This is a genomic window from Companilactobacillus zhongbaensis, assembly GCF_003946515.1.
GTDB lineage: Bacteria > Bacillota > Bacilli > Lactobacillales > Lactobacillaceae > Companilactobacillus > Companilactobacillus zhongbaensis.
The window spans coordinates 21,796-37,394 of the sequence record NZ_RHOM01000006.1 but is presented as its reverse complement, the minus strand read 5'-3'; the positions used below and the strand labels follow the sequence as shown (position 1 = coordinate 37,394).

General features: G+C 41.5%; 16 protein-coding genes and 1 other annotated feature. Of the genes, 15 read left to right on the top strand and 1 reads right to left on the bottom strand.

The window, feature by feature from the left end; all coding sequences use genetic code 11:
* Positions 1-7 precede the first annotated feature (7 nt).
* The 14 genes from EKM69_RS04110 to hisC all read left to right on the top strand — a co-directional run bounded on the left by EKM69_RS04110 (position 8) and on the right by hisC (position 13,721).
* Positions 8-1,585, top strand: coding sequence for a peptide chain release factor 3 (locus EKM69_RS04110; protein WP_125708411.1), 1,578 nt, complete (start codon positions 8-10; stop codon positions 1,583-1,585).
* A 602-nt stretch (positions 1,586-2,187) separates the two neighbouring features.
* Entirely contained in the window at positions 2,188-3,537 is a 1,350-nt protein-coding gene (brnQ, locus tag EKM69_RS04105) for a branched-chain amino acid transport system II carrier protein (RefSeq protein WP_125708410.1), read from the top strand.
* A 143-nt stretch (positions 3,538-3,680) separates the two neighbouring features.
* Positions 3,681-4,613 (top strand): AEC family transporter, encoded by a 933-nt coding sequence (locus EKM69_RS04100; protein WP_125708409.1) that lies wholly within the window; start codon positions 3,681-3,683, stop codon positions 4,611-4,613.
* 28 nt (positions 4,614-4,641) lie between these two features.
* Positions 4,642-5,478 (top strand): histidinol-phosphatase HisJ, encoded by an 837-nt coding sequence (gene hisJ / locus EKM69_RS04095; RefSeq protein WP_125708407.1) that lies wholly within the window; start codon positions 4,642-4,644, stop codon positions 5,476-5,478.
* Between the two features lie 70 nt (positions 5,479-5,548).
* Positions 5,549-5,779, top strand: a binding site (T-box leader).
* Positions 5,780-6,235: 456 nt separating this feature from the next.
* Positions 6,236-7,387 carry an ATP phosphoribosyltransferase regulatory subunit gene (locus tag EKM69_RS04090; protein ID WP_125708405.1) on the top strand — a complete coding sequence of 384 codons (1,152 nt, stop codon included), beginning with the start codon at positions 6,236-6,238 and terminating at the stop codon, positions 7,385-7,387.
* Positions 7,380-8,033, top strand: coding sequence for an ATP phosphoribosyltransferase (gene hisG, locus EKM69_RS04085; RefSeq protein ID WP_125708403.1), 654 nt, complete (start codon positions 7,380-7,382; stop codon positions 8,031-8,033). The genes EKM69_RS04090 and hisG overlap by 8 nt, the downstream gene beginning before the upstream one ends.
* Positions 8,033-9,319 carry a histidinol dehydrogenase gene (gene hisD, locus EKM69_RS04080; protein WP_125708401.1) on the top strand — a complete coding sequence of 429 codons (1,287 nt, stop codon included), beginning with the start codon at positions 8,033-8,035 and terminating at the stop codon, positions 9,317-9,319. The genes hisG and hisD overlap by 1 nt, the downstream gene beginning before the upstream one ends.
* 10 nt (positions 9,320-9,329) lie before the next feature.
* Entirely contained in the window at positions 9,330-9,914 is a 585-nt protein-coding gene (gene hisB, locus EKM69_RS04075; RefSeq protein WP_125708399.1) for an imidazoleglycerol-phosphate dehydratase HisB, read from the top strand.
* Positions 9,914-10,537, top strand: coding sequence for an imidazole glycerol phosphate synthase subunit HisH (gene hisH, locus EKM69_RS04070; protein ID WP_125708397.1), 624 nt, complete (start codon positions 9,914-9,916; stop codon positions 10,535-10,537). The genes hisB and hisH overlap by 1 nt, the downstream gene beginning before the upstream one ends.
* Positions 10,518-11,243: a 1-(5-phosphoribosyl)-5-[(5-phosphoribosylamino)methylideneamino]imidazole-4-carboxamide isomerase gene (gene hisA, locus EKM69_RS04065; RefSeq protein WP_125708395.1), complete on the top strand. Its 726-nt coding sequence runs from the start codon at positions 10,518-10,520 to the stop codon at positions 11,241-11,243. The genes hisH and hisA overlap by 20 nt, the downstream gene beginning before the upstream one ends.
* Entirely contained in the window at positions 11,233-11,991 is a 759-nt protein-coding gene (hisF, locus tag EKM69_RS04060; RefSeq protein ID WP_125708393.1) for an imidazole glycerol phosphate synthase subunit HisF, read from the top strand. The genes hisA and hisF overlap by 11 nt, the downstream gene beginning before the upstream one ends.
* The gene (hisI, locus tag EKM69_RS04055) at positions 11,991-12,308 is read left to right on the top strand and encodes a phosphoribosyl-AMP cyclohydrolase (protein ID WP_125708553.1); all 318 of its coding nucleotides are present in this window, start codon (positions 11,991-11,993) and stop codon (positions 12,306-12,308) included. Before hisF ends, hisI begins: the two co-directional genes overlap by 1 nt.
* Before the next feature lie 4 nt (positions 12,309-12,312).
* A complete protein-coding gene (gene hisE / locus EKM69_RS04050) occupies positions 12,313-12,645 on the top strand; it encodes a phosphoribosyl-ATP diphosphatase (protein ID WP_125708391.1) in 333 nt (110 codons plus the stop codon).
* An 8-nt stretch (positions 12,646-12,653) separates the two neighbouring features.
* Positions 12,654-13,721, top strand: coding sequence for a histidinol-phosphate transaminase (gene hisC, locus EKM69_RS04045; RefSeq protein ID WP_125708389.1), 1,068 nt, complete (start codon positions 12,654-12,656; stop codon positions 13,719-13,721).
* A gap of 83 nt (positions 13,722-13,804) precedes the next feature.
* Here hisC and EKM69_RS04040 read toward each other — a convergent pair whose 3' ends face one another.
* Positions 13,805-13,984, bottom strand: a complete 180-nt coding sequence (locus EKM69_RS04040; protein ID WP_125708387.1) for a hypothetical protein — start codon at positions 13,982-13,984, stop codon at positions 13,805-13,807.
* A 260-nt stretch (positions 13,985-14,244) separates the two neighbouring features.
* Here EKM69_RS04040 and EKM69_RS04035 point away from each other — a divergent pair, with 260 nt between their 5' ends.
* A complete protein-coding gene (locus tag EKM69_RS04035; RefSeq protein WP_125708385.1) occupies positions 14,245-15,579 on the top strand; it encodes a dihydrolipoyl dehydrogenase family protein in 1,335 nt (444 codons plus the stop codon).
* Positions 15,580-15,599: the final 20 nt, after the last annotated feature.

The following is a 15,599-nucleotide window of genomic DNA, read 5'->3' as shown; positions in this document are numbered from 1 at the left end:
GCAAGTTATGGAACAAAACGAATTAGAAAATGAGGTAAGCAAGCGTCGCACGTTTGCCATTATCTCTCACCCGGATGCTGGTAAGACTACTATTACCGAACAAATGCTTTACTTCGGTGGTGTGATCCGTTCAGCAGGTACCGTTAAAGCTAAGAAGTCAGGTCAATTCGCCACATCTGACTGGATGGAGATCGAAAAGAAACGTGGTATCTCCGTTACTTCATCAGTTATGCAATTCCACTATCAAGGAAAAGACGTTAACATCTTGGATACTCCAGGACACGAAGATTTTTCTGAAGATACTTACCGAACTTTGATGGCCGTTGATGCTGCTGTCATGGTTATCGACTCAGCTAAAGGTATCGAGCCACAAACGAAAAAGCTTTTTAAAGTTGTTAAAAAACGTGGAATTCCTATCTTTACATTTATGAACAAGTTGGACCGTGATGGTCGTGATCCACTTGACTTGATCGCTGAACTAGAAGAACTACTCAATATCGAAGGCTGTGCTATGAACTGGCCTATCGGTATGGGTAAGGAATTAAAAGGTTTATATGACATCAAAAATAGTCGTCTCGAATTGTATCGTAAAGAGGGCGACGACAGATTTTTGCCATTGGGTGAAGATGGACAGCTCAAAGAACACAATCCGATCGAAGAGGATAGTGTTTATGAACAAGCTTTAGGCGAAGTTGATTTGATCAAAGAAGCTGGTAACAAGTTTGACCTAGATAAGATCATGAAAGGTGATCAAACTCCTGTCTTCTTCGGTTCTGCTTTGACTAACTTTGGTGTTCAAGTGTTCTTGGATACATTCTTAGACATGGCTCCAGCTCCTGCAGGACATCCGGTTAAGGATAGCGAAGAAGTAGTTAAGCCAGATGATCCAGAATTTTCAGCATTTGTCTTCAAGATCCAAGCTAACATGAATCCTAATCACCGTGACCGGATCGCGTTCGTCAGAATTTGTTCCGGCGAATTTGAAAAAGGCATGGACGTTACCTTGAGTAGAACAGGCAAGTCAATGCGTTTAAACAACGCCACCGAATTCATGTCTGATCAAAGAGAACAAGTCAAAACAGCCGTAGCGGGTGACATCGTCGGATTGTACGATACAGGAAACTTCCAAATCGGCGACACGATTTATACAGGTAAGAAAAACATTCAATTCGAAGACTTACCACAATTTACCCCTGAAATGTTCATGGAAGTTCAAGCTAAAAACGTCATGAAACAAAAGTCTTTCCACAAAGGAATGCAACAACTAGTCCAAGAAGGTGCCGTTCAGTTGTATCAAAAATACACTACTAACGACTACATCTTAGGAGCAGTTGGACAACTACAATTCGAAGTCTTCCAATTCAGAATGAAAAACGAATACAACTGTGACGTAGTAATGAATCCAATCGGCTCAAGAATAGCCCGCTGGATCGACCCAGAACAACTAGACCAAAACATGTCTTCAACCAGAAACATGCTAGTAAAAGACCTGGATGGAAATCCACTATTCCTATTCGAAAACAAATTCGCAGAGAACTGGTTCGCTAATAAGTATCCTGACGTTAAATTAACAGCAAAGCTCTAAAGAATCAGAGAGCGCAGCGAGGTTGGTCAGCTGCTGAGGATTAACGCGTGTAGTCGCACAAGGTACGGCGAATCCGTGCCTGCCGACAGTTTCTAAACCGGAGGTCGCTGTCGCCTGGAACTCGTTTTCGCATTCTTGAGGACAAAGAAAAACAGAACAATTAAAATCACTGCAAGCAGAGCTATCAAAAATTGATAGCTCTACTTTATTACTGAGACTTTAATACGACCACTTTTGTGAATAAAAAACGCTACTTTGTGGATTACGTTTCAGCATTATTGAGGATAAAAAGGTTGAAAGCACTGACCAGTGCTGCAATTTTATCCAAATTACCAAATAACCGTTATCCCACAAACAAAAGTTTAGTCACTAACCTAGGTTCTGTGGAGGGTGGAGGGAATTTGCCGTCAGCCGCGAAATTTTCGTTTGCACGGCATGGGCCGTGCTTACGAAAAGGTCAAGCTTTGAGATGTCCAAGGCGGTTTCCCTTGGATAGCTCAAAGTTGGCCCGCAGCGTTCCACGGCGCAATTCCCGGAACCCTCCACAGAACCGGCAGTGAACCACCAACCAACCAATCTAACAAAAATAATAAAGGTGCACTATGACGAAAAAACTAACAAGAAGAGAATTACTTTTCATCGGTTCGATGCTCTTCGGACTGTTCTTTGGTGCTGGAAACCTGATCTTTCCAGTCTTCTTAGGACAACAATCAGGAGGAAACGTTGGCCTTGCCATCATCGGTCTCTTAATCACCGGTATCGGATTACCGCTACTAGGTGTCGCGGGATTAGGGATGACTGAAAGCGCCAGCGTCTTTGATCTATCGAGTAAGATCCACAAAGGATATGCCTACGTCTTCACGATTTTACTTTATTTGATCATCGGTCCTTTTTTTGCCACACCACGTTTAGCAACGACATCATTTCAAATGGGGATCGTCCCGTTTGTCAGTTCCGATATGCAAAAAACCGTCTTGATGATTTTTTCAATTTTGTTTTTTGCTGCTTCATGGTGGTTTGCTCGAAGACCTAGCAAGATCATGACTTACGTTGGGAAATGGCTGACACCGATTTTCTTGATTTTATTAGGTATTTTGATAATTGTGGCTTTAGTGAAACCAATGGGATCATTGAACTACACTCCCCAAGGTTCGTATGCCAAAAGTCCGGTGCTAGCTGGATTTACCGAGGGATACAATACGATGGATGCTTTAGCTTCATTGGCATTCGGCGTAGTTGTTATCGATGGTATTAAGACTTTAGGTGTGACTGACCCACGAGAAATCGCCAAGGATACGATCAAAGCTGGTACGATCAGTGTTGTTTTGATGGGGATCATTTACGCCTTGCTAGCAATTTTAGGAACGATGAGTCTTGGCCAATTCCAGTTAGCTGCCAATGGTGGTGTCACTTTGGCTCAAACTTTCAACTATTACTTCGGAAGTTTCGGGAACGTCTTGCTTGCCTTGATCGTTATTATTGCCTGCTTGAAAACTTCGATCGGCTTGATAACTGCGTTTGGAGAAGCAATGCATGAAATGTTTCCTAAGATCTCATATCAAGTTTTGATCTTGATTGCTAGTGTCTTGCCTTGTGTTTTCGCTAATGTTGGTCTGACAAACTTGATCCAATATTCAACACCAGCTTTGATGTTCATTTATCCTTTGGCGATAACTTTGATCATCTTGGCAGTTTTGACGCCGATCATCGGTTCATCGCGGTACGTTTACGTGATCACGACCATCTTTACTTTTGTACCAGCTGTTTTGGCTGGACTTGAGTCGATGGATTTCATGTTCCACGGTCAAAGTTGGTTCGTGAACTTGATGAACTTCAATCGTATTTTACCGCTGTCAGACCTAGGTCTCGGTTGGGTCGTCCCAGCCTTGATCGGTTTGTTCATTGGATATTTTGTCGGATTATTCTTCAAAGAACGTACTGCAAAAAAATAAAATTAACTTACATCTTCCTTTTGTGGAAGGTGTATTTTTTTGCTTGAAATATTTATATTTTTATTTTGCTATTTATTAGTTGATTCTGCACTCATCGAACTTGATAATAAGTTCAACTGTTTCTAAAAAAGGGAGGGATTATTTTGGATATAGGACAACTTTCTAGTCAGATCATCTTACTATTCGGGTTGATGCTAGTCGGCTTTTTAATTGGGAAGCTGAATTTCTTGAGAGCTCAATCTTCGAGTGATCTGACTAATATTTTGATTTACATTATTTCTCCCTGTTTGATTATTGGGGCTTTCGAGCAGGAGTATTCGGCCGCTCGGATCAAGTTTTTCTTGTTGGCTTTTGTAGCCGTTGTGATCTTGTATTTTATTGAAATTATTATTTCACGACTTTTATTTGGACGGGTAGCTGATGAAAACGTTGCGCGGATTGCCATTTATGGCAGTGTTTATTCGAATGCTGGCTTCATGGGTATCCCGCTGATTTCAGCTTTATTTGGTTCTTCTGGAGTGTTTTTTGGCGTAGTTTCCTTAGCTTGTTTTAATATATTCAACTGGACTCACGGAATTAGTTTGTTTTCGCACCATGGTGAAAAAGATGAAACTATTAATTGGGGCAAGATTTTGCTCAATCCTAATATTATTGCGATTGTTTTAGGCTTATTGATGTTCCTCTTTTCACTGCGACTACCAGGCACAGTCGATCAAGTCGTCAAGTCGGTTGGATCAATGAACACGCCACTTTCGATGATCGTGATCGGTAATAGTTTGACGAAAATTAAATTTAGTCGGGAAATGTTGGAAAAAAATCTCTGGATCAGTATTTTTTTGCGTAATTTATTTTATCCACTAATTGCGATCGTGATTTTACGTCTGCTGGGTGTTTCTGGCGTAGCTTTTTATACAACGGTCATCATGGCAGCTTGTCCCGTTGCCGGATTGGTGGTCTTGTTTACCTTGCAAGCTGAAAAAAATCCCGCACCGGCAATTTCGATCATGAGTTTGTCGACGTTGTTCAGTTTGGTGACGATCCCGTTAATTTTTAGCTTGAGTAATCTGCATTTTTAGTCCACGATGGTTAAAAAGGAGTGATCACATGTTAATGGACGGACATACCCATACAGAACTTTGCCCTCACGGAAGTGGCGAACCTGTCGAAAAGATGATCCAACGAGCAATCGATCTCGGTATGGAAAAATATTGCATTACCGAACACGCACCTTTACCACCAAATTTTAAGGACAGTTATCAAGGCAGTGTTGATGGACTTTCGGAAGCGTCATTGGAAATGGATCAGTTGCCAGAGTATTTTGAATTAGCTGAAAAAATGCAGGCTAAGTTTAAAGACCAAGTCGAAATAACCGTGGGCTTTGAAGTTGACTATTTAGAAGGCTTTGAAGACTTCACTCGTGATTTTTTGAATAAATACGGTCCACGCACGCAAGAAAATATTTTATCGGTTCACTTCATGAAGGGAACGAATGACAAGTTTTGGTGTGTTGATAATGGTTTTGATGACTTTCAACAAGGATTTGCAGACTATTTAGATGATCCTCAAAAGATTTTTGCTCATTATTATCAAACCGTTCAAAAGTCGGTTGAAGCAGATCTCGGCAAATATTCACCGCAACGGATTGGCCACATGAGTTTAGTCCGGAAATATCAAGATCATTTCCACATTAGCGATGATCTTGATGAGGATAACCTGAATTTGGTGAACGATATCTTACAAAAAATTAAAAAACAAAACCGACAATTAGATTTAAATTTTGCCGGTCTTTATAAACCTTACTGCAATGATTTTTATCCAGGTAAGCAGATCCTACGAATGGCTGAAGGCCTTTATATTCCTTTGGTGTACGGCTCTGATGCGCACGACATTGACTCGGTCGGTCACGGGATTCATTTGATAAATTCTTTGACTAGCTATTGACATTCTTAAAATTCACGGCTATTATTACAGTTAAATTAAATAAATGATTAATTTTACTAATCAAATTCTAATAAAAGTCATGAATAGGAAAAGTAAACGCTAGTCCCTCCAAAAGAGAGTTTCAGTTGCTGGAAATGAAACGGAAACTATTGTTGAACACACACCTACGAATAACTTCAAAGCTGAATTTAGTAAGCTTTGACGAAATGGTTCGTTATCCCAGTTGACTCAGCCAACATGAGGTTTGATCCGCAAGGGTTAGACAAAGGTGAGGTGGAACCGCGTTATTTACGTCCTCTTAGCATTTATTTGCTAAGGGGCTTTTTTTGTGGTTTAGGTTTTGTTGATGTTCACTGCCGGTTCTGGGAGGGTTCCGGAAATTACGCCGTGGAACGCCATGGGCATCGATTGAAGCTATCCGAAGAAAACCACTTCGGACATCTCCAATACGAGCCTTTCACTAGGCAATAAATTGCCAAGTGAAATATCATGGCTGACGGCGAATTTCCTCCACCCTCCCAGAACCTAGGTTGGAATAAACCTCATCTTTTTGGTGGGGGGTACCGTACTTAGCTTTATGGAGATCGTATTTTTGGTTTTTATTGAGTCAGCCATTAATTTTCCTCAAATAGTTTTTCTTGAGGGATTTATCTATTTGATGAATGTTGGAACATTTCATCGGTTCATTTTGAGATTTGTTTTGTGAATCGGGTTTATGACTTTGATTTTTGATTGGTAGGAATTTGGAGGCGTTGATATGAATAATAATTTGTTGCCACTTGGGACTCGTGATGAGTTTGGGCGTAGAGCTGTGGTTAAGCAGCATGTTTCTTCTGTTATTGGGGATACTTTTTCTGATCGTGGTTTTGCTAAGATCTCAACGCCACTTTTGGAGAAGCAGTCGGTTTTTGAACCTTATAAACTTGGTAATTATCAGATGTATCGCTTGTTGGATCAGGAGGGTGATACTATTGTACTTCGGCCGGATATGACTTTACCTATTGCTCGATTTTTGAGCTCTACTAATATTTCTCTTCCCCAAAAATTTTGGTATGTCGGAGATATTTTTCGGATCAGTCGTCGGCTTTCTGGTTCTTACAATGAACTTACCCAAGCTGGTATCGAGTTGGTTGGTTATTCTTCGATCAAGGCTGAATTTGAATGTTTGGTTTTGATCAACTTACTTAGTCAAAAATTATTGGATGAGCCGGTTGAAATCGAGTTGGGGGTTGCTGATTTTGCTGAAGTTGTTTTGTCAGAGTTGACTGATGATGAAGAATTGAAGCAAAAAATTGCTCAGGCTTTGTACGATAAACAAGTTCCCCTATATGAAGAATTGATCAGCCAATTTAAAGATCGTTCCGGATATCAATTTTTGTTGAAGTGGCCCAGACTTTTTGGGAAACCAGATAAAATTTTTGATCAACTGGCTAATTTCAGTTTATCTAAGCCAATGCAAAATCGGATCGATGAGTTGAAAGAAGTTATCGCCTGGATGAAGCAGACTTTGCCAGAACAAGTAGTTTCCATCGACCTTAGTAGTAAAGCGCCTCAGCAATATTACACGGGCTTAACGTTTAAAGGTTTTTCTAAAGCTGGTTCAGGTTATTTGTTCAGTGGTGGCCGTTACGATAAATTGCTCGCTAACTTCCAAGATGTGAGTGAATCGGCCGTGGGGATGGGGATCGACATCGATCTCATTACCGACCTCTTAGTTGACCAACGTCAGCATAAACAAAAGAAGCTGATCTACTTTAAAGAAGATCAGTGGTGCGAAGCTGAAAAGTTACTAGAGGAAACAACAGATGGAATCCTCTCCTTATCTGATAACTTAGAAAACGCCAAATTAGAAGCAGAAAAATTAGATGCACAATTAATTGATATGACGGAAGGTGAATATATTGAATGAGAATCGTATAAAGATAGCCTTAACTAAAGGGCGCGTTGAAAAACAAGTTATTCCGCTCTTGGAAGAAGCAGGGATCAATTGTGATCAGATCCGCAACAAGCAACGGCGTTTGATCTTCAATTCAGAGTCCCAACCATATCAATTCATTCTCGCCAAAGGTCCAGATGTAACGACCTTCTTGGAACGAGGAGCTGCTGATATCGGGATCGTTGGGAGTGACATTTTAACTGAGCATCAAAACTCCCAATACGAACTACTCGATCTAAATATCGGTAAGTGCCAATTCGTCTTAGCATCGACTCAAGACTTTGATCCAGAAGCTCCAAAGCGGAAGATCATCGGCACGAAATATCCCTTGATCACGAAGCGCTACTTCGATTCATTGGGACAAGATGTTGAGATCATCAAGATCGAAGGTTCCGTTGAACTAGCACCGTTGACCGGTCTAGCCGATGCCATCGTCGATATTACTGAAACAGGAACGACCATTCGAGAAAATCACCTAAAGATCTTTGACTACTTAGACAAAGTTTCCACACGGATAGTCGTCAATCGGATGGCTTTGAAACAACATCCGGAAGAAATTTTTGATTTTGTAGATCGTTTAAAAACCGTCATCGAAAAAAATAAAGTGGGGCAAGCATAATGAAAATCGTTCAAAAAAGTTTAGCAGAATTAGAAAAAATGGTGCAGTTGAAGACGCGTCAATTGACTGACCCAAAAGTTGAGCAAGCCGTTAGTGACATTATTAATAACGTTATTGAAAATGGCGATGCTGCATTAAAAGAATATGGTAAGAAATTTGATAAAGTCGATGTTGACACATTCAAACTTGATCAAAAAGTAATCGATGAAGCATACGAAACACTCGACCCAGACGTCAAAGATGCTTTGTTATTAGCTAAGAAAAATATTTCAAGTTTCCACAAAAAGGAATTGGAAAAGGGCTTCATCGACAGTGAACAACCAGGGGTCTTGCGTGGACAAAAATTGTTGCCACTACAAAAAGTTGGACTCTACGTTCCCGGTGGTACAGCAGCTTATCCTTCAACTATCATGATGAGTGCCATGCCCGCTAAGATTGCCGGAGTAGAACAAGTCGTGATCGTGACACCTCCACAAAAAGACGGAATTTCAAAAGCTGTTTTAGCAGCTGCAAAAATTGCTGGCGTTGATGCCATTTATCAAGTCGGAGGAGCCCAAGCAATTGCTGCTTTAGCTTACGGAACAGAATCGATACCACGCGTTGATAAGATCGTCGGACCAGGTAACATTTTTGTTGCGACAGCTAAGAAACAAGTATTCGGTCAAGTAGCCATCGATATGGTCGCTGGACCTTCAGAAATTGGTGTTATCGCCGACGACTCAGCCGATCCTAGACAACTAGCTGCTGACTTATTGTCACAAGCAGAACACGACAAGTTGGCACGTCCAATTCTGGTAACCGACAGCCTCAAGTTGGCTAAAGCAGTCAGTGACAAAGTCGATTCACAATTAAAAGTCTTACCACGTGAAGAAATTGCCTCAGCCTCAGTTAATGAAAAAGGCTTCATCGCCGTAGTTGACAAGATCGATGACATGTTCACCTTGATGAATACCGTCGCACCAGAGCACTTGGAGATCCAACTGGAAGATCCAACACAATATCTCAACCAGATCAAAAATGCCGGTTCAGTCTTCTTAGGCAAATATGCCTCTGAACCACTCGGTGACTACGTCGCCGGTCCGAACCACATCTTGCCAACTGGGGGGACAGCTAGATTTTCATCACCACTCGGTGTTTATGATTTCGTCAAGCGGACATCATTTATCCAATATACTAAGCCAGCACTTGAAAAAGAAGCTAAGGCCATTACGACACTTGCTCGAGTAGAAGGACTAGAAGGTCACGCCAGAGCTATCGAATCAAGATTTGATAAATATTACGACTAAGGAGAACCTCATGAGAACAGCTACTATCGAAAGAAAAACGCAAGAAACACAAATCAAAATCACCTTAAATCTTGATGAACAGACAGGTATCAAGATCGACACAGGAATCGGCTTTTTGAACCATATGTTGACCTTGTTTGCTAAACACGGCCGTTTCGGTTTAGAAGTCGTTGCTCACGGAGACTTGGATGTTGACCCACACCACACAACGGAAGATACTGGGATCGTTCTCGGGGAATGCTTTAAAAAAGCTTTGGGTGATAAAGCTGGTATCGAGCGTTACGGAACTGAGTTCGTGCCCATGGATGAGACGCTAGGCCAAGTCAGTGTTGACCTTTCTGGCCGTTCTTACTTAGTTTTTGACGCCGAATTGTTGAACCCTAGACTCGGTGGTCTCGATACAGAAACGGTTGAAGACTTCTTCCAAGCTGTCGCTTTTGCGGCCGAGATGAACTTGCACGCTCGCATTCTTTACGGAAGAAATACTCACCACAAAGTCGAAAGTTTGTTTAAAGCTTTCGGAAGGGCAATGCGTGATGCCGTAACTATCAACCCTGATATCATCGGTGTCAATTCAACGAAAGGTGTGATCTAATGTTTGCAATCGTCGATTACGATACTGGTAATACATTAAATTTAAAAAAAGCACTGAACTATTTAAATATCGAAAATAAATTGACTGCTGACCCAGACGAGATCCTGAACGCAGATGCAGTGATCTTGCCGGGTGTTGGAGCTTTTGAAGCTGCAGTTGATGCTTTGAAAGAACGCAATTTGATCGAAGTCTTAAAAAAAGCTGCCCAAGAAAAACATCCTTTTTTAGGAATTTGTTTAGGGATGCAATTATTGTTCGAAGACAGCGAAGAATATGGTTTGAACAAGGGACTCGATTTGATCCCCGGTCACGTGAAGGCAATCCCCGAAAATGGTGAGCTGAAAGTCCCTCAAATGGGCTGGAATGAAAATCAAGTCGCTGCTGATAGCCCCTTTAAAGTAGCGAATGAAGAATACACTTATTTCGTGCACTCATACTATGCCAGTTGTGCTCCTAAATACGTGGTAGCGGACGTGGACTACGGCATTAAGATCCCAAGTATCGTCCAAAACGAAAACGTTGTCGGCATGCAATTTCACCCGGAAAAGAGTGGGCAAGTCGGCTTAAACTTATTAAATCAATTTCAAGAGATGGTGAAGACAAATGATTTTTCCCGCAATTGATCTACACGAAGGACAAAGTGTCAGATTGTATCAAGGCGACTACAATAAAGTGACTTTGATCAACAAAGACCCAGTTGCCCAAGCAAAAGATATTATTGGCCAAGGCGTCAAACAGTTGCACTTAGTCGACCTCGATGGCGCTAAAACTGGACGTCCCGAAAACTATACAGTCATTTCTGACATCCGGAAAAACTTCGACGGCTTTTTAGAACTCGGTGGCGGTATTCGTGATGAAAAAATCGCCCGGATGTATCTTGATCTAGGTATTGACCGTATCATCATTGGTTCAGCTGCCTTGGAAAGTCCCGATTTTGTCAAAAATCTATTGAAAAAATACGGTGGCGATCGCATCGTTATCGGAGTCGATGGCGCCAATGGAAAAGTCGCCGTTAACGGTTGGCTCGAACAGTCAAACGTTAAAATGTCGGACTTGATCAAGGAAATGATGGATAATGATGCTAAATCATTCATCGTAACTGACGTTGCTCGTGATGGAACAATGCAGGGACCAAATCTTGATCTACTAATGAAATTATCTCAAGAATTACCTAAAGCTAACTTAGTGGCCAGTGGCGGGATCAGAGATCTCAAAGACCTCCACAATTTGAAGGCTTTAGGCATCAAGGATGTGATCATCGGAAAAGCTCTTTACGAAAAGACAATCACATTAAAAGATATTGCGGAGGTGGAAGCAGGTGCTAGCTAAAAGAATAATTCCTTGTTTAGACGTGGCCGATGGACGTGTCAAAAAAGGTGTCAACTTCGTTAACTTAACTGACGTCGGAGACCCCGTGGAAATTGCTGCCGAGTACCAAAAACAAGGTGCAGATGAACTAGTTTTCTTAGACATATCAGCCACTAATGAAAAAAGAAAAACGATGATCGATGTCGTTGAACAAGTTTCCAAGCAAGTCTTCATGCCATTGACAATCGGTGGTGGAGTTACTTCAGTCGAAGACATTCAAAAACTCCTCAAAGCAGGAGCTGACAAGGTGGCGATTAATTCAGCCGCCGTTAACGATCCTGATTTGATCACAGAAGGTGCTAAGAAATTCGGTAACCAATGTATCGTCGTTGCTATCGATGTCAAGTATGACCCCGAGTCTAAACAGTATTTTGTATACACTCACGGTGGGCAACAAAAGACTGACATTGAGGCGATATCTTGGGCTAAAGAGGTCGTAAAAAAAGGTGCCGGTGAACTACTAGTCACGGGGATGGATCAAGATGGAACTAAAGATGGTTTCAACATCTCCTTGTATCAACAACTAGGTGAAGCAGTCAAAGTGCCGATTATTGCATCCGGTGGTGCGGGAAAATTGTCCGACTTCAGTGACGTCTTTTTACAAGCCAATGTCGATGGAGCACTAGCAGCTTCAGTTTTCCATTATGGAGAATTGACTATTGACGACGTTAAATCATATTTGAAGCAAAAAGGAGTGGTCGTACGATGATCGAACCAGATTTTTCCAAGGGTTTATTGACGACGGTCGTCCAAGATGCCAAAACTAAAGACGTCTTGATGGTCGCTTGGATGAACCAGGAAAGTTATCAAAAGACTTTGGAAAGTGGTCAAACGTGGTTTTGGTCACGTTCCAGACAAGAGTTGTGGCATAAAGGCGAAACTAGTGGCAACTTCCAAAATGTGGTCGATCTGACTTTAGACTGTGATGAGGATACTTTACTAGTCAAAGTCGATCCCGTCGGTCCAGCTTGCCACACCGGCCATCGTAGCTGCTTTTTCCAACCAGTTAGTCAATCAAAGGAGTAATAACATGCAAAATTTAGATGAATTATATGAAATGATCGTTGACCGGAAAAAGAATCCTAAAGAAGGGTCATACACTGATTACTTGTTCACCAAAGGCTTGGACAAGATCTTGAAAAAAGTCGGTGAAGAATCAACAGAAGTAGTCGTCGCAGCTAAGAACCCAGATAAACCAAGAGGTGATGGCGAATTAGTCTACGAATCTGCCGATCTGCTTTACCACCTCTGTGTCCTTTGGGTCGAACAAGGCGTAACTTTCGACCAGATCAAAACAGAACTAGCTAAACGGGAAGGCTTGATGAGCGAATACAAAGACCGTCCTGAAATCAAAGATCTCTAGGAGGCAGCATGAAAAAAGTAATCAAAGAACTAAAGCCATACGTCCCGGAAAAAACTTTAGATGAAATGAAATCTGAATTAGGTTTATCCAAACTAGTTCGTCTGTCCGCTAACGAAAATCCTTATGGAACTTCTAAAACGGTCAAAGATGCTGTCGTAAACTGGGCTTATTCTCAAAGCAATCGTTACCCTGATAGTGATGCCACCGAATTACGCCAACTAATTTGTCAAAAATTTGACTTAGATCCCAAACAAATCGTCTTCGGTGTGGGACTCGATGAAGTCATCGTCATGTTGTCACGAGTTTTCTTGGAACCAGGGGATGTTGAATTGATCTCCAGTCCGACTTTTTCAGAGTATGCGTTACACGCCGAGATCGAAGAAGCTAAAGTTGAAAAAGTTCCTGTCTTAGCAAATGGCGGCATCGATTTTTCCGGCATGCTCCAGGCGATAACTCCTAAGACGAAACTAGTTTGGATCTGTAACCCGAACAACCCAACAGCAACTTTTGAAACAGTTGATGACATCGAAAACTTCGTCAAACAAGTGCCAAAGGAGACTTTAGTCTTGATCGACGAAGCTTACATCGATTTTGTGACTGAAAAAAATCCTTCAGCCATGGATCTGACGAAAAAATATTCCAACATCGTTGTCATGCGGACATTCTCCAAAGCATACGGCTTAGCCAATTTCCGAGTAGGATATGCCGTTTTCTCCAAAGAAGTAGCTGAACAAGTCCAAAAGACGCGTTTGCCATACAACGTCAACTCCGTCGCTCAAGTAGCAGCGACTGCTGCCTTCAAGGACCAAGCTTTTGTAGCAGACGTTGTGGAGAAGAACGCAGTTGAACGGGAAAAGCTTCAAAAATTCTTCGATAAGGTCGGTTTCAAATATTATCAAAGCCAAGCCAACTTTATCTTCTTCCAATACGAAGATGCATCAGGTTTAGCGCAATACTTATTGGAAAATGGTTATTTGATCAGGACGGGATTACTGCCAAACTGGCTCCGGATCACGGTGGGCACGAGTGAGGATAATCAAACCATTATCAAATTGATCGAAAAATATTTAGGTTAAAGATGAGCAGCTGAGGCTGCTTTTTTTATGCAATAAAACGCTGTCGACAAGAGTATTCAAGTCGGCAGCGTGATTAAAAATTACTAATCTTTTTTCTTGCGCAGGATCCAAAATCCCCAGACTGCAGAAATTATCGCTAAGATCATCGAGATGATCCCGGAGACGATCAGGAGACTCTTGGGAACGAAAGTATTGCTGAAAAGTCTTGCTAAAACTAATAGAGCAAATGACAAGACCAAAAAAATTACTGGTAACATTTTCATTTTCTCACCTCCTATATTTTTCAATTTACGATGTACAAAAACACCCCAAATTGAGTATATAGTTTTATTGCGAAACAAATGTTTTTTTGTTTCAACAAATTAAAAATATTATAAATAAATTCCAAGGATTTTTTTGATGAAATCAAGCAACATCAGTCAATTATGAATACTTTGACGATTTTTGACCCTTTGACTTTCCTAATTTTTCCAAATGAATTACATTAATGGTATATATACAAATAAATTAATGGAGGGATAGTATGAGTTCAAAGTTTGATTTTGATGTATTTTACATTGGCGCGGGTCACGCGACTTTTGACGGAGCTGCACCTTTGGCAGAAACGGGCGTCAAAGTTGGTGTAGTCGAAAGTGGTTTAGTCGGCGGGACTTGTCCAAATCGTGGTTGTAACGCCAAAATTGCTTTAGACGAACCAGTCAAAATGGCCCGTGAAAACGAGCGTTTAGGCGACATTTTGGATGGTGACATCAAGGTAAATTGGACCAAGAATGTCGAGCACAAACAAGAAATCATCGATCCACTTCCTGAAGGATTGACCGCTCGGCTAGAAAATGCTGGTGCCACGGTATTTCATGGCCATGCACAATTTGTAGATGAGCATACTTTGATCATTGATAATAAACAGCAAGTCACAGCTGAAAAAATCGTTATTGCTATTGGTTTGAGGCCACATCGCTTGGAAATCGAAGGTAGCGATTTGGCACACGACAGTGAAGCATTCATGAACCTCAAGACCTTACCAAAAAACATCGTCATCGTCGGTTCTGGATACATTGGCATGGAATTTGCGACAATCGCCAATGCCAGTGGTGCCGATGTGACGGTAATGTTGCATTCGGACACTGTTCTCCGGAAATTTTATCAACCTTACGTCAAGCAAGTAGTCGACGATTTGAAAGAGCGCGGCGTGAAATTTATCGAAAATGCTCAAGTAGCTTCATTTACTAAAAAAGCCGACAAGTTGGAAGTAGCTTATGGAAACGATCAAACGCTGGAAACAGATTGGATTTTAGACGCTACCGGACGGATCCCTAATTTGGATGGCCTCGGACTAGAGAAAGTCGGTGTCAAATTCGACAAAACTGGGGTCTTCGTTAACGACCATCTCCAAACTAATGTTGATAACATTTACGCTGCCGGAGATGTCATTTCAAGTGACCAACCAAAGGTAACCCCAGCAGCATACTTCATGTCAAAATATTTAATGAAACTATTCTCAGGACAAACTACAGATCCAATCGATTTTCCTGTAATTCCATCGGTCGTTTTCACCTCACCAAGGATCGCAAAAGCTGGAGTTTCGATCGAAGAAGCTGAAGAAAAGGGCTATGAGATCAGTGAAAATGACTTGGCAAATTACTGGTATTACCAGGTAGATAAGGAGCCAATCGCATCTAGCAAACAAGTTCACGATAAACAAGGTCGCTTAGTCGGTGTGACCGAAATCAGTGACCAAGCTGAAGATGCTGTCAACGCCTTGTTACCAGCAATCGAGTTCAAAATGGATCGCAAGCAAGTCAGCCGTTTGATCGGGATCTTCCCATCCATCGGTTATGCAGCATGGCACAGAGCGTAAAATTTTTTAAAAAGAGGAGA